Source organism: Verrucomicrobium sp., assembly GCA_028283855.1.
GTDB lineage: Bacteria > Verrucomicrobiota > Verrucomicrobiia > Methylacidiphilales > GAS474 > GAS474.
Window position 1 is genome coordinate 1 of the sequence record JAPWJX010000005.1, and the last position, 17,749, is coordinate 17,749.

General features: G+C 63.4%; 17 protein-coding genes. 4 read left to right on the forward strand and 13 right to left on the reverse strand.

What is annotated here, in order from left to right; all coding sequences use genetic code 11:
- The 9 genes from PW734_09475 to coq7 form a co-directional block, all read right to left on the reverse strand.
- Positions 1-281: hypothetical protein (locus PW734_09475; GenBank protein MDE1171420.1), on the reverse strand; the 281-nt coding region annotated here is incomplete at its 3' end.
- 26 nt (positions 282-307) lie between these two features.
- Positions 308-1,477 carry a phospho-N-acetylmuramoyl-pentapeptide-transferase gene (mraY, locus tag PW734_09480; GenBank protein MDE1171421.1) on the reverse strand — a complete coding sequence of 390 codons (1,170 nt, stop codon included), beginning with the start codon at positions 1,475-1,477 and terminating at the stop codon, positions 308-310.
- A 17-nt stretch (positions 1,478-1,494) separates the two neighbouring features.
- Positions 1,495-2,901: a UDP-N-acetylmuramoyl-tripeptide--D-alanyl-D-alanine ligase gene (murF, locus tag PW734_09485; GenBank protein MDE1171422.1), complete on the reverse strand. Its 1,407-nt coding sequence runs from the start codon at positions 2,899-2,901 to the stop codon at positions 1,495-1,497.
- 2 nt (positions 2,902-2,903) lie between these two features.
- Positions 2,904-4,460 carry a UDP-N-acetylmuramoyl-L-alanyl-D-glutamate--2,6-diaminopimelate ligase gene (locus tag PW734_09490; GenBank protein MDE1171423.1) on the reverse strand — a complete coding sequence of 519 codons (1,557 nt, stop codon included), beginning with the start codon at positions 4,458-4,460 and terminating at the stop codon, positions 2,904-2,906.
- Positions 4,457-6,322 carry a penicillin-binding protein 2 gene (locus PW734_09495; protein MDE1171424.1) on the reverse strand — a complete coding sequence of 622 codons (1,866 nt, stop codon included), beginning with the start codon at positions 6,320-6,322 and terminating at the stop codon, positions 4,457-4,459. Before PW734_09495 ends, PW734_09490 begins: the two co-directional genes overlap by 4 nt.
- On the reverse strand, positions 6,319-6,669 hold the full coding sequence (gene ftsL, locus PW734_09500; GenBank protein MDE1171425.1) for a cell division protein FtsL: 351 nt from the start codon (positions 6,667-6,669) through the stop codon (positions 6,319-6,321). Before ftsL ends, PW734_09495 begins: the two co-directional genes overlap by 4 nt.
- Entirely contained in the window at positions 6,666-7,607 is a 942-nt protein-coding gene (gene rsmH / locus PW734_09505) for a 16S rRNA (cytosine(1402)-N(4))-methyltransferase RsmH (GenBank protein MDE1171426.1), read from the reverse strand. Before rsmH ends, ftsL begins: the two co-directional genes overlap by 4 nt.
- Before the next feature lie 27 nt (positions 7,608-7,634).
- Positions 7,635-8,063, reverse strand: a complete 429-nt coding sequence (mraZ, locus tag PW734_09510) for a division/cell wall cluster transcriptional repressor MraZ (GenBank protein ID MDE1171427.1) — start codon at positions 8,061-8,063, stop codon at positions 7,635-7,637.
- Between the two features lie 464 nt (positions 8,064-8,527).
- A complete protein-coding gene (gene coq7 / locus PW734_09515; GenBank protein MDE1171428.1) occupies positions 8,528-8,887 on the reverse strand; it encodes a 2-polyprenyl-3-methyl-6-methoxy-1,4-benzoquinone monooxygenase in 360 nt (119 codons plus the stop codon).
- On the opposite strand from coq7, the gene PW734_09520 reads away from it, so the two are divergent.
- Together PW734_09520 and PW734_09525 are read left to right on the forward strand one after the other, a co-directional pair.
- Entirely contained in the window at positions 8,886-9,236 is a 351-nt protein-coding gene (locus PW734_09520; GenBank protein MDE1171429.1) for a hypothetical protein, read from the forward strand. The two genes, coq7 and PW734_09520, sit on opposite strands and share 2 nt — an antisense overlap.
- A gap of 232 nt (positions 9,237-9,468) precedes the next feature.
- Entirely contained in the window at positions 9,469-10,638 is a 1,170-nt protein-coding gene (locus tag PW734_09525; protein ID MDE1171430.1) for a porin, read from the forward strand.
- Between the two features lie 189 nt (positions 10,639-10,827).
- On the opposite strand, the gene PW734_09530 is transcribed toward PW734_09525, so the two are convergent.
- The 3 genes from PW734_09530 to PW734_09540 form a co-directional block, all read right to left on the reverse strand.
- Positions 10,828-12,501, reverse strand: coding sequence for a long-chain fatty acid--CoA ligase (locus PW734_09530; GenBank protein ID MDE1171431.1), 1,674 nt, complete (start codon positions 12,499-12,501; stop codon positions 10,828-10,830).
- A gap of 89 nt (positions 12,502-12,590) precedes the next feature.
- Positions 12,591-14,726 carry a molybdopterin oxidoreductase family protein gene (locus tag PW734_09535; GenBank protein MDE1171432.1) on the reverse strand — a complete coding sequence of 712 codons (2,136 nt, stop codon included), beginning with the start codon at positions 14,724-14,726 and terminating at the stop codon, positions 12,591-12,593.
- Between the two features lie 14 nt (positions 14,727-14,740).
- Positions 14,741-14,962: a hypothetical protein gene (locus PW734_09540; GenBank protein MDE1171433.1), complete on the reverse strand. Its 222-nt coding sequence runs from the start codon at positions 14,960-14,962 to the stop codon at positions 14,741-14,743.
- Between the two features lie 163 nt (positions 14,963-15,125).
- Here PW734_09540 and bamD point away from each other — a divergent pair, with 163 nt between their 5' ends.
- Both bamD and lptE read left to right on the forward strand, forming a co-directional pair.
- Positions 15,126-16,217, forward strand: coding sequence for an outer membrane protein assembly factor BamD (gene bamD / locus PW734_09545; GenBank protein MDE1171434.1), 1,092 nt, complete (start codon positions 15,126-15,128; stop codon positions 16,215-16,217).
- Positions 16,214-16,735, forward strand: coding sequence for an LPS assembly lipoprotein LptE (gene lptE / locus PW734_09550; protein MDE1171435.1), 522 nt, complete (start codon positions 16,214-16,216; stop codon positions 16,733-16,735). Before bamD ends, lptE begins: the two co-directional genes overlap by 4 nt.
- 3 nt (positions 16,736-16,738) lie before the next feature.
- Here the strand turns inward: lptE and PW734_09555 are convergent, their stop codons facing one another.
- A complete protein-coding gene (locus PW734_09555) occupies positions 16,739-17,728 on the reverse strand; it encodes a hypothetical protein (GenBank protein MDE1171436.1) in 990 nt (329 codons plus the stop codon).
- Positions 17,729-17,749 lie beyond the last annotated feature (21 nt).

Sequence of the window (17,749 nt, forward strand, 5' to 3'; positions counted from 1 at the left end):
ATCAGCGGCAACAGATCCGCGGCAAGCGGCGACAAACCCGGGCTGATGGCGACGAGTTCGACGCCTTCGAGCAGCACCGGCGAAAACGGGCCGCCGACGAATTGCGCGTCGACGCCGTGTGCTTCGAGCGCGGACAGGTTCGGCGGCACTTCGCGCGTATCGGCCACACGCAGCCGACAGCCGTGCCGCGCGCACCAGCGCGCCATAGCGAGACCGGATTCACCCAGTCCCAGCACGAGCACCATCGGCTTTTGCCGATCCCGAAACTTCTCGCCGAACATCGCCTGCTTCCCCTAATACCTGCTGCTTAACGCAGTTTGAGCGTGGACAAACCAAAGAGACACAACATCAACGTGATGATCCAGAAGCGCACGACCACTTGCGTTTCCTTCCAACCCGACAATTCGAAGTGGTGATGCAGCGGCGCCATCTTGAAGAGACGCCGCCCTTCGCCGAAACGACGCTTGGTGAATTTGAACCAGGTCACCTGCAACATCACGGAGAGCGTCTCCGCGACGAAAATGCCGCCCATGATGAAGAGCACGATTTCCTGGCGCACGATCACCGCGACCGTGCCGAGCGCGCCGCCGAGCGCCAGCGCGCCGACGTCGCCCATGAACATCTGCGCCGGGTGCGTGTTGAACCAGAGGAACGCGAGCCCCGCCCCACCCATTGCCGAACAGAAGATCAGCAGTTCGCCCGCACCGGCAATATGCGGAAACAGCAGGTATTTCGAGTAGACCGAGCTGCCCATCACGTAAGCGAACACGCCGAGCGACGCGCCGACCAGCACGACCGGCATGATCACGAGACCGTCGAGGCCGTCGGTGAGATTGACCGCGTTGCTCGCGCCGACGATCACCAGATACGTCAGTACGATGAAGCCCCACACGCCGAGCGGATAGCTGATCGATTTGACGAACGGCAGCATCAGGTCGGCGTGGGGAGGCAGGCCCATCGACAGGCCGCTGCGCACCCACGCCATGAACAGGTCATACACGCGCACATTGCTCGCTTCGGACACGCTGAACGCGAGGTACACGGCGGCGAACAGGCCGATCACCGACTGCCAGAAATACTTTTCGCGCGACGACATGCCGCGCGGATCCTTGTAGACCACCTTGCGGTAATCGTCGACCCAGCCGATCACGCCGAAACCGAACGTGACGAGCATCACGATCCAGATGAAGCGATTGGTCAGATCGGCCCACAGCAACGTGGCCACGGCAATGCCGAGCAGAATCAGCACACCGCCCATGGTCGGCGTGCCGGATTTGACGAGGTGAGTTTGCGGGCCGTCTTTACGAACGGCCTGACCGACCTTCATGGCGGTCAGCTTGCGGATCACCGCCGGGCCGCAGACGAGCCCGATCAGCAGCGCGGTGATGGTCGCCATCACCGCACGGAAAGTCAGATAACTGAACACGCGCAAGAAGCTTGCGTCATTCTGCAGCCATTGCGCCAGCGCCAGTAGCATGCTTCGGTCCTTCTATTTCAATGTGCGGCGGGCGTGCTGCCCGCTGCGTTGGGTTGTGGACTCGTTACGGCGTCCACCACGCGCTCCATCTGCATGAAGCGCGAGCCTTTCACGAGAAGCGTTGCGGCAGGACCGAAACCGGCCTGCTGCAATTGCGCGACCAGCGTGCCGACGTCGGCGACGTGGTGCGCGTTCGCGCCATACGCGGTGCAGGCGTCGCGCGAGGCGTCGCCCATTGCGTACAGCGCGTCGATACCGCGTTCTTTCGCGTACGCGCCGATTTCGCGGTGGAACGCCGGACCGTTGTCGCCGACTTCGCCCATGTCGCCCATCACCAGCACGCGGGGCGCGGGGCGCGGGGCGAGCACGTCGATTGCGGCGCGCATCGAATCGGGGTTAGCGTTGTAGGTGTCGTCGATCACGGTTGCGCCGGCGAGCGTGCCGAGTACGGCTTGCTTCACCTGCAAGCGGCCCTTTACTGCGCCGAACGACTCGAGGCCGCGCCTGATCGCGTCGAGCGACACGCCTGCGGCGAGAGCGGCTGACGTTGCGGCGAGTGCGTTGTGCGCATTGTGGTCGCCGAGCACTTGCAGCGTGACTTCGATATGGCCTTCCGGCGTGTCGATGCTCAAGATGTTGCCGGCGAACGTGCCTTTTACCGCAGCTTCAGTGGTGCGCTCCGCGGAGTTCAGCGCGAAGTCCATGATGCGGTTGCCGGTTGCGGCCACTCGCCAGATGCTCGCGTAAGCGTCGTCGGCGGGGAACACGGCGATACCTTGGGGCGAGAGCGCGTGAATCACGCTTGCGTGTTCCAGCGCGACGGCTTCGACGGTCGCCATGAATTCCTGGTGCTCGCGCTGTGCGTTGTTTACTACCGCGACGGTCGGCTCGGCGATTTTCGCGAGGTCAGAGGTTTCGCCCGGATGGTTCATGCCGAGTTCGACTACCGCCAGTTGATGCGCTGCGTGCAGACGGAACAGCGTGAGCGGCAAGCCGATGTCGTTGTTGAAGTTGCCCGCAGTGGCGAGACGTGCGTCGGCGCCGACCGCGGCCGCGAAGATCGACGCGATCATTTCCTTGACCGTGGTCTTGCCGTTGCTGCCCGTCACGGCGACGAGCGGCATGCTGAACTTGCGGCGCCAGCCGCGTGCGAGCGCACCCAGACCTACACGCGTGTCGGTGACTTGCAGCGTGGGCACGTTCCAGTCTTGCGGCGTGCGCGAGGCCAGTGCCGCCGTGACGTTACGCGCGGCCACGTCCGGCAGGAAGTCGTGCGCGTCGAACCGGTCGCCCTTGATCGCGACGAACAGATCGCCCGGGCCGGCGCTGCGGCTGTCGGTCGAGATGCGTTCAAAAGCGACGCTGTCGTCGCCGAGCACGGTCGAGCCCGGGATCAGCGCCGCAGCTTCACGCAGCGAGAACATGCTCATTCGCCACCTCCGCGTGCCTGCGTCGCGCGCGCGGCCAGCGCGAGGCGAGCGTGATCCTGATCGGAGAAAGCGCGTTTCTTACCCATGATTTCCTGTGTTGCTTCGTGCCCCTTGCCGGCCAGCACGATGACGTCTTCGCGCGCGGCGCTGCGGATCGCCTGCAGGATCGCGCTTGCGCGGTCCTCGATACGGCGCGCCTTCGACGCGTCTTTCATACCCGCCGCGATCTGCTCGATGATCGATTGCGGATCTTCGCTGCGCGGGTTGTCGCTGGTCACGACGACGCCGTCGGCGATCTTCTCGGCGATCGCGCCCATCAGCGGACGCTTGGTCGCGTCGCGGTCGCCGCCGCAGCCGAACATGCAGATCAGTTCGCCGCCGCGTGCGGCCGCCATCGGGCGCAGCGCTTCGAGCGTCTTTTCCAGCGCGTCCGGCGTGTGCGCGTAATCGATCACGACGAGCGGTTCGTCGTTCTGCAAGCGGCCGCCCAGACGCTGCATGCGGCCGTTCACCGGTTCGAGCTTCGCCAGTTCGGCCAGCGCGGCTTCGAACGGCACGTCGGCGGCAAGCAACGCGCCCAGTACGCCGAGCAGATTGCTCACGTTGAACGCGCCGAGCGTTTGCACTTCGACTTCGGCATCGCCCCACTCCGAGGTGCTCAGATGGAACGCGGTGCCCGTGGCCGTGGCGCGCACATTCGAGGCCAGCAGCAACGCGTCAGCTCGCGGCGCGTCCTGCAGCGCGCCTTGTTCGCTGTCGAGGCCGTAGGCAATCGTGCGCGCATGGCCTTGCGTGCTGGCGAGCAAACGGCGGCCGGCTGCATCGTCGCGATTGATCACGGCCGCACGCAGTTCGGGCCAGGCGAAGAGGCGCGCTTTGGCGGCTTCGTAGGCTTCGAACGTCTGGTGATAGTCGAGATGGTCCTGCGTGAGATTCGTGAACACGGCGATGTCGAACGCCGTGCCGTTCACGCGCCCCTGGTGCAGCGCGTGCGACGACACTTCCATGGCCACCGCCTGCGCGCCCGCGTCGCGCAATTGCGCGAGGCTGCGTTGCAGCTGCGGTGCGTCGGGCGTGGTGAAACCCGTGTGCACCAGGTGACCGGGCAAACCCGTGCCGAGCGTGCCGATGATCGCGCAACGCGTGCCGAGCGCCGTCAGCGCCGCCGAGATCCACTGGCTGCACGAAGTCTTGCCGTTCGTGCCGGTAATGCCGACCGTCAGCATGCTGTCGCTCGGGTCGTTGTACCAGCCGCTCGCGATCGAACCCGCGAGTTCGTTCAACGCCGGCACGGCGAGCGTGTTCGACGGATCGATCGCGCCGCTGAAGCCCTCGGGCTGAACCAGCACGGCGGCGGCGCCACGTTCGATCGCACCCTCGATGAACGGGCGGTTGTCCGCGCCGTCCACCGCGTAGGCGAAAAACACGTCGCCGGCCGCGAGCGAGCGCGTGTCGGCGTGCAGATGCGCGCCTGGCTGCACGTGAGCGTGCAGCCAGGTGAGGGCGTCGGCGATCTGCCGCTGCGCGGGATGCTTGTGACGCAGCGCGCTCATCGCACGACTCCCGGATGGCTTTTCGCGTTCGCGGAAATCGTCATCTTCTTCGCGCCGGCGCTAGTGGAGAGTTTCTTGACCGTGGCAGGCGTGGCGGGCGCAGTCGGTGCGGGCGGGGCCGAGTCGTCCGACACCACCATTTGCTTGACCGGCATGTCCGGCGGCACGTTCAGCGAGCGCAGCGTATCGCCGACGATGCTCGAGAACACCGGACCCGACACCTGACCGCCGAAGTGGCTGCCCGCCGTCGGTTCGTCGACCGAAACGGCCACGACGATGCGCGGATTCGGCATGGGCGCCATGCCGACGAACGACGCGCGATATTTGGAGTGGTCGTAACCGTGCGCGCCGTGCTTGTACGCCGTACCGCTCTTGCCGCCGACGCGATAGCCCGGCACCGCCGCATCCGGCGAGGTGCCGCCCGGCGCCGTGACGGTTTCGAGCATGGCGCGCACTTCGCGCGCTGTAGTGGGCGCGAAGATCTGCGGGCCGGTGGCCGGCTGATCGCCTGGCGTGCGGAAGATCGACACCGGCATGATCTCGCCGTCATGCGCGATCGCGGTGTAAGCGCGGCCCAACTGGAACAGCGACACCGACAGACCATAGCCATACGACATGGTCGCCTGCTCGATGCGGCGCCAGCTCTTCCACGGACGCAGACGGCCAGCCGCCGCGCCCGGGAAGCCGACCTTCGGCGCCTGGCCGAGACCGATGCTGGTGTACATGTTCCACATCTCTTCGGGCTTGAGCTGCATGGCGATCTTCGTCGCGCCGATGTTGCTCGACTTCTGGATCACGCCGCCCACCGTCAGCACGCCGAACGCGCTGTCGTCGGTAATCGGCGCGCCGTCAAGCACGAAACGGCCGCCGCCTGTATCAACCAGTGTAGTCGGCGTGACGCGGTGCAGATCGAGCGCGAGCGAGACCGTGAACGGCTTCATGATCGAGCCGGGCTCGAACGTGTCGGTCAGGATGCGGTTGCGCAACTGGTCGCCGGTCAGGTGGGTGCGGTCGTTCGGGTTGTAGGTCGGGTAATTGACGAGCGCCAGCACTTCGCCGGTGCGCACGTCGATCACCATCGCCGCGCCGGCCTTCGCCTTGAATTTCTCGACGGCCGCCTTCAGGTTCGTATAAGCGATGTACTGAATCTTGCTGTCGATCGAGAGATCCACGTCCTGGCCGTTGTGCGGCACGACCTGCTCGTCCACGTCCTCGATGATGTGGCCCATGCGGTCCTTGATCACGCGGCGGCTGCCCGACACGCCGGCGAGCAGCTTCTGGTCGCCGAGTTCGACGCCTTCCTGGCCTTCGTCTTCCACGTTGGTGAAGCCGATCAGGTGAGCCGTGATCTCGCCTTCCGGATAGAAGCGCTTGTATTCGTCGCGCGCGTAAATGCCGGGGATGTCCAGCGCGGTGACTTTCTCGGCGACGTCCACCGGCACCTGGCGCTTCACGTAGACGAAGTTCTTGTCTTCCGACAGCTTGGCGCGCAGTTCCTTGTTCGTCATGCCGAGCAGCTTGCCGAGCGCGGTCAGCTTGTCGGCGCCGAGGTCGTCCGGCACCGATTCGGGAATCGCCCAGATGGCGCGCACCGGCAGACTCGTGGCCAGCACGAGACCGTTACGGTCGAGAATCTTGCCGCGCGTGGCCGGCAGTTCGAGCCGGCGCTGATAGCGGATTTCACCCTGCTTCTGATAGAACGCGTTGCCCGGGCCCTGAATCCAGAAGGCGCGCGCGGTGAGCGCGACGAACGCCATGAACAGCATGAACACGACGAGTTTCGAGCGCCACATCGGCAGGCGCACCGACAGGATCGGGTTGGCCGAGAAGGCGACGCTCTTGCGAGCCGACGATTTTTTCATCGCACGCCTCCGCGACGGGTCGCTGCCGGCGCCGATGCCGGGCCGGAAGTCGGAATCGGTGCGTCTTCGGCTTTCGCCGCGCCCGGATCGAGCGTGAGGTATTGCGTGCGGCCGGTGGTGACCGATTGCATCTTCAGGGAATCAGTGGCGATCTGCTCGATGCGCGACGTTTTCGACAACGCGCTCTGCTGATATTGAAGTTGCGAATAGTCCTGCTGCAACTGGCGCTCCTGCGATTGGGCGCGCTGCAACTGGATAAAGATCTGACGCTGCTGATTGGTGGCGTTGACGACCGACAAGGCGCAGCCCATCACGATAATCAGCAGGAAGATATTGAGGCGGTTCATGGTGCGATCCGCTCCGCCACGCGCATCACGGCAGAACGGGCGCGCGGGTTGGCGGCGACTTCAGCGTCGCTCGCGAACACACGGCCGATGATTTTGAGCGGAGGGCTCGGCAGGTCGACGGCGCGAATCGGCAGGCGGCGATCCACCGTAGGCGTACTTGCGTGCGCCTGCATGAATCGCTTGACGATCCGGTCCTCGAGCGAATGAAAGCTGATGACCACCAGCCGCCCCCCTTGCTCCAACAGCGACAACGCTGCTTCTAAAACGACTTGCAGCTCCGCAAGCTCTTGATTGATGTGAATCCGTATAGCTTGAAAGGTGCGGGTTGCCGGATCCTTGCCCTTCTCACGGGTTTTGACGACGTTAGCCACGATTTGGGCAAGCTCGCCCGTGCTGACGAGAGGCCCAAGACGGTCGGACTCTGCCCGGCGAGCAACAAGCGCCTTTGCAATCTGAAAAGCAAACCGTTCTTCCCCATAATCTCGTATCACCTCCGTCAATTCCTGCACCGTGGCCCGCGCCAGCCAGTCAGCCGCGGACTCGCCGCGCGTGGGATCCATCCGCATGTCGAGCGGGCCGTCGGCGCGAAAACTGAAACCCCGCTCCGGGTCGTCGACTTGCGGCGACGACACGCCCAGATCCAGCAACACGCCCGACACCCGCCCTACGCCGCGCTCCGCAACCGCGGTGCGCAGTGAAGCAAAACTCTCGTGCACGATGCCAAAGCGCGGATCCGCGATCTGCTGCGCCGTGGCGATGGCGAGCGGGTCTTTGTCGAACGCGATGAGCCGCCCCGACTCGCCCAGCTTCTCCAGCACCAGCCGGCTATGACCGCCGCGCCCGAACGTGCCGTCCACATACACGCCGTCCGCGCGCGTGACCAGCGCGCCAACCGCTTCTTCCAGCAGCACCGTGCGATGCTGCAATTCGTTTCCCATCGCAGGTGCCATATATGTGAGCCGCGATCAGAACGTGAAATTCTTCAACGCTTCGGGCATGCCCTCGGCGATCGCCGCCTGTTCCTTCTCGGCGTAGGTTTGTGCATTCCATAATTCGAAGTGCCGGCCCATGCCGAGCAGCGTCACTTCTTTTTCCAGCGCGCCGGCCGTGCGCAATTCCGGCGACACGAGCACGCGCCCTGCGCCGTCCATATCGACGTCCATTGCATTGCCGAGAAAAATGCGCTTCCACCAGGTCGCGTTCATGGGCAGCTTGTCGACCTTGTCGCGAAAGATTTCCCACTCCGGGCGCGGAAAGAGCAACAGGCAGCCGTCCGGGTGCTTGGTGATCGTCACCCGGCCCTCTGCCTGTGTTTGCAGCGCATCCCGATACCGAGAGGGAATAGACATCCGCCCTTTCGCATCGAGCGTCAGCGCCGACGCCCCTTGGAACACTTCGCTCTCCCCTGTCGACCGGAGTTGGCGCTTTTGCGCTTTACTCCGGTCCCATGCAACCTGGTTGCTCGCGGCGCTTTTGCGCCGGCTGTCCGATTCGTGAAAATCTACCCGAAACTGCCTGTGAGATCACACAAAAATACACTTTCTCACACTGTCTCCCACTTTAGAGGAACGCTAAACAGGGGTCAAGGGAGAACCACGCTTTTCGGCGAATTTTGTTTGTTAGAACAAGGACTTAGCGCGACTCCTTCACGTCAGCATAAAACGGAAAACCGTTATAAATGAATGAGCTAGTGCAGCTTGTGAAGGTGATACGTGAAAAGTGCGGGGGAAAGGCGTGGAATGAAAGAGATCGTTAAGCGGGATCGGCGGGTGTGGGATGGCGTTTCCGGGTACTTCAGGCGGACGGCGCGCGAGGCGCCGCCCCACTTCCGAGAGGTGCGTGAACGGCTGTCTCGAACTTATATGTAATAGGCGGTGCGCGTCATCACCTTCGACACCGCGCGCATGAGCGCACGCGCGGGGAACGGCAATTCGACGCCGCCGGCATCCATCGCCGCCTTGCCGTGACCGGCTTCGTCGACCCGCATCTGCTCGACAATGGCGCGCGACTCGTGGTCGGCGGCCGGCAACTCGTCGAGATGCTGATCCAGATGCTGCTCGACCTGACGTTCGGTCTCGGCCATGAAGCCGAGACTCACCCGATCGCCAAGACGGCCTGCGGCGAAACCGATAGCCAATGCGCCGGTGTACCAGAGCGGGTTCAGCAGGCTCGGACGCGAGTCGAGTGCTTCGAGACGTTTCGGAAGTCCACGCGAGATGATCTTCTTCCTCGATTGCCGCGCGATTGAACACGGCTCGCAACGACGGCGACCTGGTCGCGAGTTTCTGAGCCTGGTAGAGCGCCTGGGCGCAGACCTCGCCGACGTGGTTCACGCGCATCAAACCAGCCGCGTGCGCGCGCTCGGCCGGGTGACAATTCCGGCGCTTGAGTCAGCCGCCGATTCTTGCGGAACCGGCAACGGACGACTCATCCGCGACACGCCGGTCATTGAGCGTAAACCCCGATCAAACTCGCTAATCAACTCGTCCAGAAACATTCAGCACTCCCTCATTCGACAACCGCCCCGCCGCGTTGACAGGTCCCCGCGACAAGGCTTTGCGGGGTAAACCCGGCTACGCGGAAACCTTGAATCCGAAACGGCCAGACGGCCAATTTTGATTTTAGACCATGTTGCGTAAACGTAACAGGAGCCTTCCTGGGAGCTCTCCTTTTGCTTTGTGCCATGTATGCCTTTTGTTACATTACGTGCAACTTCTCGCGAAGTTGGACAAGCAAGGCCTCAACGCTACACAAATATTCGCCTTGTACAAAAGATTCGTAATCCTTGGAGATCATTCGATGAAAAAGTCGCTTCTCGCTCTCGCAGCACTGGGCGCATTCGCAGGCGTCGCACATGCACAGAGCAGCGTGACCCTGTACGGTATCATTGACGAAGGCTTCAACATCAACACCAATGCAGGTGGCAAGCACCTGTACAACCTGTCCAGCGGTGTTCTGCAAGGCTCGCGTTGGGGCCTGCGTGGCACGGAAGATCTGGGCGGCGGTCTGAAGGCAATCTTCGTGTTGGAAAACGGCTTTGACGTGAACAACGGCAAGCTGGGTCAAGGCGGCCTGATGTTCGGTCGTCAAGCTTACGTCGGTCTGTCGAGCCAGTTCGGTACGGTCACGCTGGGTCGTCAGTACGACTCCGTGGTCGACTACGTCGGTCCGCTGGAAGCCGGCGACCAATGGGGCGGCTACATCGCTGCTCACCCGGGCGACCTGGACAACTTCAACAACGCGTACCGCACCAACAACACGGTCAAGTACACGAGCGCAAACTACGGCGGCCTGACGTTCGGCGGCACGTACAGCTTCGGCGGCGTCGCTGGCAACATCACGTCGAACCAGATCTGGTCGTTGGGCGCTGGCTACAACAACGGTCCCCTCGTTCTCGGCGTGGGTTACCTGAACGCACGTACGCCGGCAGCTTCGGGCGGCCTGTTCAACAACGGCGGTACGGCTGCAGCAGCAAACGCAGCAGTCACGTCGCCGGTCTACGCTGGCTTCGCTTCGGCTAACACGTATCAAGTGATCGGCGCAGGCGGTGCTTACACGTTCGGCGCGGCAACGGTCGGCGTGACGTACTCGAACGTTCGCTTCGGCAACCTGGGCTCGTCGTACGCTTCGCCGTTCCGCGGTCAGTCGGCTACGTTCAACAACGGCGAAGTCAACTTCAAGTATCAGTTGACCCCGGCATTGCTGGTCGGCGCAGCGTATGACTACACGCGCGGTGCTGAAATCAACGGCGGCTCGCGTGCTCAGTACCACCAAGGCGCAGTTGGCGTGGACTACTTCCTGTCGAAGCGTACCGACGTGTACGTGACGGGTGTCTACCAGCACGCTCTGGGCGATACGGTCAATGCAGCAGGCGCAACGGTCGACGCAACGGCTGGCATCAACGGTCTGACGGGTTCGTCGAACCAGAACCAGTTCACGGCTCGCGTCGGTATTCGCCACAAGTTCTAATAAGTCGTAAAAAAGCAGTTTTCCTCAAAGGCGCCTTCGGGCGCCTTTTTTTGATGGTTTTGCGCCGGCATGCAGCGTGGTGCTGGTTTGCGCCGAAGTGCGAGAATGCAAAAGGCCCGGCAGACTGAGCCTGGTCTGGGCTTTCGTTCCGCGCCTTTTGTCGGCGTCTCTAAACCGTGAGATGCCTGTCTAGGCGCGGCCGTCGCGTAGTTCGCGACGCAGAATCTTGCCGACGTTGCTCTTCGGCAGTTCAGTGCGGAACTCGATCGTCTTCGGGCGCTTGTAACCGGTCAACTGCAGCTTGCAATAGGCGAACACGTCGGCGTCCGTCAGCGCCGGGTCTTTCTTCACGACGAAGAGCTTCACCGCTTCGCCGGAATTCTGGTCGGGCACGCCGACCGCGGCCACTTCGAACACGCCCGGCAATTTCGCCACCACGTCTTCGATCTCGTTGGGGTAGACGTTGAAGCCCGACACCAGAATCATGTCCTTCTTGCGATCGACGATCTTGACGTAACCGCGCTCGTTCATCACGCCGACATCGCCCGATTTGAAGAAGCCGTCGGGCGTCATGACCTTGGCCGTTTCATCCGGACGATTCCAGTAGCCCGCCATCACCTGCGGACCACGGATGCAAATTTCACCCGGTTGACCGAGCGGGACTTCGACGCCTTCGTCGTCACGGATCGACACCTCGGTGGACGGCATCGGCAAGCCGATCGTGCCGCTATATTCGGTGACGGTGGCCGGATTGCAGGTCACACAAGGCGAGGTCTCCGACAGACCGTAGCCCTCGATAATCGGCGTACGCGTAAGTTCGAACCAGCGTCTGGCGACGGCTTCCTGAACGGCCATACCGCCGCCGTTTGCCGCGATCAGCTTGGAAAAGTCGAGCTTGTGAAAGTCCGGGCTGTTCAACAGTGCGTTATAGAGCGTGTTGACGGCCGGGAAAGTCGTGATCGGATAGCCCTCCAACGCCTTGATGGTGCCGGGTATGTCGCGCGGATTCGGAATCAGCAAGCCCAGACCGCCGGTGCGGATCGTCAGCAGCCCGCAAACGGTGAGCGCAAAGATGTGATAAAGCGGCAGCGCGACGACCGTGATGAACTGGCCGATATCCGGACGATTCGCGCGCACCGGGTCGAGCCAGACCTCGGACTGCAGCACGTTGGCGATCAGGTTCCGGTGCAGCAGCGTCGCGCCTTTGGCGACACCCGTCGTACCGCCGGTGTACTGGAGAAAAGCGATGTCGTCCGGACCCTGCTGAACCGGCTTGAAACTCTGCCGGCCACCTTCGGCAATCGCGGTATTGAACTTGACGTGACCCGGCAAGCTCCACTCGGGCACCATCTTTTTCACGCGGCGCACGACGAAATTCACCAGCGTGCCTTTCAGCCCCATCAGATCGCCCATTGCCGCGACGACGACATGCTTGATGGCCGTATTGCGCACGATCGCCTGCAAGGTGACGGCGAAGTTTTCCAGCAGAACGATTGCTTCGGCGCCACTGTCCTTGAGCTGATGTTCCAGTTCGCGCGGCGTGTAAAGCGGATTGACGTTCACCACCACATAACCCGCTCGAAGGATCGCCGCGATAGCCACGGGATACTGCAGCACGTTCGGCATCATGATCGCGATGCGGGCGCCGCGGGCGAGCCCCTTTGTCTGGAACCACGCAGCGAGTTTGAGTGAAAGCGCATCGAGTTCGCCGTAACTGATCTCTGCGCCCATACAGGTGAACGCCGGTTTCGCGCGATGCTCGCGAAAGGCCTCTTCGAGCAGTTGACCGACCGACGTATAACGGCTCGTATCGATTTCTGCGGGAACGCCGGGCGGATAAGATTTCAGCCAGATTTTGTCCATGCAGCGTCTCCTCCTTTATTTTCGAATGGTCGTGCTAAAAACGCATCGTAGCATGGGCACCTCGGTGCAATTCGCGAAAAAGGGTGCGGTTAGACGGCGGCCTCCAACCCGCGGTGAGCGGCTTTCGTGCTGCTTTCGCGCGGCGCTCGGGCGGCCTCGACTTCGACGAGGCAATCGTAAAAAGTGGCCGAGCCGCCGAGGTCGGTGAGCGCCTGGCTCGTCACCTGATTGGCGTTGCAACCGTCCGGCGCGAGTTTTTTCCACCAGATCGACAAGCCGACCACGAGCCCTTCGCGCGCTCGATCGGTGACGCGTACGCGAGCCTGCATCGAACCGCGATCGTTGAAGATGCGCACTTGCTCGCCGTCGACGATCTCGCGGTATCGCGCGTCGAGCGGATGCATGTCGAGGTGCGGTTCGCCTTCGGTCGAACGGAGACTTTCGACGTTGACGAAAGTACTGTTGAGGAAATTGCGCGCCGGCGGCGAGATCATCGCGAGTGGGTAGCGAGCGGCAAGTTCGGGCGCGCCGTCGGCTGATTCGTAGGGCGCGAGGTAATCGGGCAGCGGCTCGAGTCCCTGCTGGGCGAGCCGCTCACTATAGAACTCGCATTTGCCCGACGGCGTGCGGAAGCCGCCTTCGGCAAACGGTGCGTCAGCTAGTTTGAGTTGTGCCCAACCGGTTTTTTTCAGCGATGCCCAATCGACTCCGTCGAGCGTCGGGTCTTGCCAGCGAAATGCCGCCTGTGCCACGGCCTCGTCGCTTTCGTACAGCGCAGGCTCGTCAAGCCCCATGTACCGCGCGATGCCCCGAAAAATTTCCGTGTTGGGGCGCGCTTCGCCCAGTGGCGCGATCGCCGGCTCGTTCAGCATGACGTACGTGTGGCCGTACGACTTGTGCACGTCGAGGTGCTCGAGTTGCGTCGTGGCCGGCAAAAGCAGATCGGCGTAGTCGGCGGTGTCGGTCTGAAAATGCTCGAGCACGATGGTGAACAGGTCGTCCCGGGCGAAGCCTTCGGCGACACGCACCGAGTCGGGCGCGACGGCCACCGGGTTCGAGTTGTAGACGATCACGGCTTCGACTTTGGGACCGAACTCGGTGTCGCCCGGGTGCAGCAGCGCGTCGCCGATCGCATTCATATTGATGACACGAGGTATTTTGGCCGGCCATCCAGGCATCAGGTCGGGACGTTGCAGCGCGTGGGAATCGACCGGCGCCCATCCGCCCGATGACAGCAACACGCCACCCGCTCGTTCGCGCCACGCTCCGGTCAAAGACGGCAGGCTGGCGATCGCGCGGACGGCGTTGCCGCCGCCTCGCACTCGCTGCAGACCGTAGTTCATCCTGATCGCGGCTTTTTTCGTGCTGCCGTAGAGGCGCGCGAGGTCCACGATGGTTTGCGCTTCGATCCCGCAGATGTCCGCCACACGCGCGGGCGGATAGTCGAGCGCGCGGGCGCTGAGCTCGTCGAAGCCTACCGTATGAGCGGCGATGTACGCGTGATCCAGCAGGTTTTCGACGATCAGCACGTGCATCAGGCCGAGCGCCAGGGCGCCGTCCGTGCCGGGTCTGAGCGCAATGTGTTGATGACATTTTTCCGCGGTCAGCGAGCGGTATGGATCGATCGCGATCAGGCGCGCGCCGTTCCGCTTGGCTTCCTGTGCGCGGGTCCAGAAATGCAGATTCGAAGCGATCGGGTTGGCGCCCCAGATCAGAATGACCTCGCTCTCGGCAAAAAACTCGCTGTGCATGCCGATGTTCGCGCCATAGGTGTACTTCAGGCCAGCGGCGCCGGCGGCTGCGCAGATGGTCCGATCGAGCTGCGACGCGCCGAGCTTGTGAAAGAAGCGTTGCGCGATGCTGTCGCCTTGCACGAGGCCCATCGTGCCGGCGTAGCTATAGGGGACGATGGCTTCCGGTGCGCGAACCGCGATTTCTGCGAGCCGCGTTGCGGCGATGGTCAACGCTTCGTCCCAGCTGATCGGCTCGAAGCGTCCCTCGCCTTTGGGGCCGACGCGCTTCATCGGCGTGGTCAAGCGGTTCGGATGATAGACGCGCTCGGCGTAACGGCTGACTTTCGTGCATAGCGCGCCTTGCGTGGGAGGATGATCGGGGTCGCCGAGTACCTTGATGGCACGGCCATTGTCGAGCACGACGCGCATCGCGCACGTGTCCGGGCAATCGTGCGGGCAAACCGCTCGAGCGAATTCGGAAGGAGCATTCATCGGCGATGGGTCCGTCAAACCGCCTCCGGGTTGATTGGCACCGGCTGGGCGGTCACCTCGGGATCGTTCGGCGCGGGCTTGGCTTCCTTCTTGGGAGTCTTCTTTTTCAGGAAGCCGCCCAGGAGGGATTTAAGGGAGGAAGGCTTTTTCTCCGCCTTTGCCTCGGAAGAAGTCTTTTTCTTGGCCTTGGGCTTGTCGTCGCCTTTGCCTGCCCCGGAAGTCGATTTTTTCGCCATAGTTCCTCTAAAAAATCAGTTCGTCGCGTTGGACGCCCCGGACGGTAGCATAACACCTAAGGCCGCAAAGAAGTTTTGGGTCACAGCCGGAATATAACGCATGTCCCGCCTTTTGCTTGATAAAGATTTGCGCCGCCCGGCCTTGCTGGTACCGTCCCCGCCGATGGTTTCCCGGCTCCTTTTTCTCCTGGCCGCCCTCTCTTTTGCGGCGGTGGGGACCCCCGCGTCCGCGGCCCTGGTCTGGCGGCCGGGGGAGGGGTGGGTCGACGAGACGACCGGTTCCGGCCTTTCCGCCTCCAGCTCCCGCGACCAGCTGGACATCGCCAAGAAACTGGAAGCCCAACAGAAGTGGGACGACGCCTTGAAGGCCTACCAAATCGTGGTCCGAAAATGGCCGCTCTCCTTCTTCGCCCCGGAAGCCCAATACAAGATCGGCTGGTGCCTGGAGCAGAAGGGGAAGTATCTGGACGCCTACAAGGCTTACGACAAGATGGTCGAGAAATACCCCGCCAGCACCTTCTTCGAGCAGGCGCTGGACCGGGAATTCGCCATCGGCAACCTCTACCTGGCGGGCGAGCCCCAGCGCATGGCTGGCATCCCCATGGGGCCCTCCATGGAAAAGGCGGCGGAAATCTTCCAGAGCGTCATCAAGGCCGCCCCCTACGGGAAAAACGCCGCCCAGGCCCAGTTCAAGATCGGCCTGGCCCATGAGAAGGAGAAGAAGTGGACGGAGGCCGTCAGCGCCTACACCAAGATCCTGGACAAATATCCGGGCAACCCCATCGCCGCCGACGCGCAATACCAGATCGGCTACGCCTGGTTCTGCTCCGCCAGCGCCGCCGATTACGACCAGAGCGCCGCGCAAAAGGCCGTCGAGGCGTTCGAGGACTTCATCGTCCGCTTCCCGGCCAGCGAAAAGGTCGCCGCGGCCAACACCCACATCCAGACGCTCAAGTCCCGCCAGATCCAGGGCAGCTTCAACATCGCCCGCTTCTACGAGAAGCAGAAGAACTACAAGGCTGCCTACATCTATTACAGCGACGTGGTCCGCCGCAACCCGGACTCCCAGCTGGCCGCCGAATCCCAAAAGAAGATCGCCATCCTGCGCCCCCTCATCGGCCAGAACAGCGACGAGAAGACGCCCGAGTCCCAGGTCGACGCCCCCGCCGTGCCGAAGACGCCCGCCGACCGCGGCGTCGAGCCCGCTTCCGCCCCCGTCTCCGGCACATCGGACTCCCCCCTTCCCACCCCATGAAAAACGCCTCCCTTCGTCTCCTCGCCTTCCTGGTCCTCCTTTCCGTCCTGGGCGGCTGCGCCGGCTACCGGCTGGGCAGCATCGGCGGAAAGAACATCCAGGGGGTCAACTCGATCTACATTCCGGTAGTCAAGAACCGCACCCTGGAGCCCAGCATCGACGTGGCGACGACCGCCGCCATCATCCGCGCCTTCGATCAGGACGGCACCGTGGCCACCTCCCAGAACGAGGCCGCCGACGGCGTGCTGGAAATCATGCTGACCGAAGTGCGCCGCCAGATCCTGCAGCCGGAGCAGCTCGACGCGCAGGCGGGCAACCAATTCCAGATCGTCCTGGTGGCCCACGTCAGCTTCTTCAACCGCAAAACGGGCCGGAAGGTGATCCAGGACGCCGCCGTCTCCGGCAGCAACTCCTACTTCGTGGGCCGGGACCAAGTGGAGGCGGAGCGCCAGGCCGTCCCCATGGCGGAGCAGGACCTGGCCAAGAAGATCGTCTCCCTCGTCGTCGAGGGGTGGTAGATCTTACAGAAGAAGGCCCTGCGGCGTCTGGTGGACGTGGGCGTTCTCCTCTTCCCCGGCGATCTCCCGGCTGAGCCGGAGCAGCTCCCGGTCCCCGGCGTCGGCCAGGAAATCGGCCACCGCGCGGTGCACGCCGTCCTTTTTTAAGCGCAGGCCATGCCGCTCCGCCAAAAGATGAGGGCGGTGAACGTAGATGGCGAAAAGGGTTTCCAGGCAGGCGCCGCGGTCCTGATAGAGCCGGTCCAGGGAAGGGGCGCGGCGGACCGCCTTTTCGATCCCCGCCTCCAGTTCGGCGAAGGCCTTCGCCGTCTTTTCCTCCCGGAAGGCCGGGGGGCGGCCCTCGCCGGGAGCGGCCAGGGCGTCGACCAGCCGCGTCAGAAGATTCTGCAAGTGGAACGCCTGGCGGCGGCTGCCGACCAGCTTTGGATAGCGCTGCGCGGCGGGCGCGGCGATTTCCTGCCAGAGGGCCTGGCCGTCCAGCCACGCCTCCGTTACCAGCCCGGCGTCCAGGCCGCTTTCCAAATCCAGGAGGAGCCGGGCCAGGCGGCGGCCCCAGGAAGCGGCGCCCGCCTCCGGCAGCCCCTTGCGGCCCTGGAGAATTTCCCGCACGGGATCGGAGAGCTCCAGGCCGTTGAACTCCGGGTGCTTCATTTCCAGCTCCAGCGCCACGCGGAGGCTCTGCGCGTCGGGGTCGAAGCCGCCGTGGTCCGCCATCAGGCGGTCCAGCGCCTCCGTCCCGGCGCGGCCGAAGGCGGGATGCCCCAGCGCGTCGGAGAGGACCAGGACCTCCGCCACAGACTCGTTGAGCAGGAGGCGCTCCGCCAGGATGCGGGCGATCGAGGCGGCTTGGAGGGCGTAGAAGAGGCGGCTGGGGAGCAGCTCGCCCGCCGGGTCGAGGAAGAGCTCGCTCTTTCGGTCCAGCTGGCGGAAGGCGCGGGAGTGGAGGATGCGGTCCCGGTCCTGTTGGGCGGAGAAGGCCACGGCTTTTTTCACGCGCTCCCCAGCGTGGCGTGG

What these genes read in the sequence shown, in the direction of transcription:
- PW734_09530 (MDE1171431.1), bottom strand. Translation starts at nt 12,501, where the DNA reads ATGGACAAAATCTGGCTGAAATCTTATCCGCCCGGCGTTCCCGCAGAA.
- PW734_09525 (MDE1171430.1), top strand. Translation starts at nt 9,469, where the DNA reads ATGAAAAAGTCGCTTCTCGCTCTCGCAGCACTGGGCGCATTCGCAGGC.
- rsmH (MDE1171426.1), bottom strand. Translation starts at nt 7,607, where the DNA reads ATGGGAAACGAATTGCAGCATCGCACGGTGCTGCTGGAAGAAGCGGTT.
- PW734_09490 (MDE1171423.1), bottom strand. Translation starts at nt 4,460, where the DNA reads ATGAGCGCGCTGCGTCACAAGCATCCCGCGCAGCGGCAGATCGCCGAC.
- ftsL (MDE1171425.1), bottom strand. Translation starts at nt 6,669, where the DNA reads ATGAACCGCCTCAATATCTTCCTGCTGATTATCGTGATGGGCTGCGCC.
- PW734_09520 (MDE1171429.1), top strand. Translation starts at nt 8,886, where the DNA reads ATGATCTTCTTCCTCGATTGCCGCGCGATTGAACACGGCTCGCAACGA.
- PW734_09535 (MDE1171432.1), bottom strand. Translation starts at nt 14,726, where the DNA reads ATGAATGCTCCTTCCGAATTCGCTCGAGCGGTTTGCCCGCACGATTGC.
- bamD (MDE1171434.1), top strand. Translation starts at nt 15,126, where the DNA reads ATGGTTTCCCGGCTCCTTTTTCTCCTGGCCGCCCTCTCTTTTGCGGCG.
- lptE (MDE1171435.1), top strand. Translation starts at nt 16,214, where the DNA reads ATGAAAAACGCCTCCCTTCGTCTCCTCGCCTTCCTGGTCCTCCTTTCC.
- murF (MDE1171422.1), bottom strand. Translation starts at nt 2,901, where the DNA reads ATGTTCTCGCTGCGTGAAGCTGCGGCGCTGATCCCGGGCTCGACCGTG.
- PW734_09495 (MDE1171424.1), bottom strand. Translation starts at nt 6,322, where the DNA reads ATGAAAAAATCGTCGGCTCGCAAGAGCGTCGCCTTCTCGGCCAACCCG.
- PW734_09540 (MDE1171433.1), bottom strand. Translation starts at nt 14,962, where the DNA reads ATGGCGAAAAAATCGACTTCCGGGGCAGGCAAAGGCGACGACAAGCCC.
- mraY (MDE1171421.1), bottom strand. Translation starts at nt 1,477, where the DNA reads ATGCTACTGGCGCTGGCGCAATGGCTGCAGAATGACGCAAGCTTCTTG.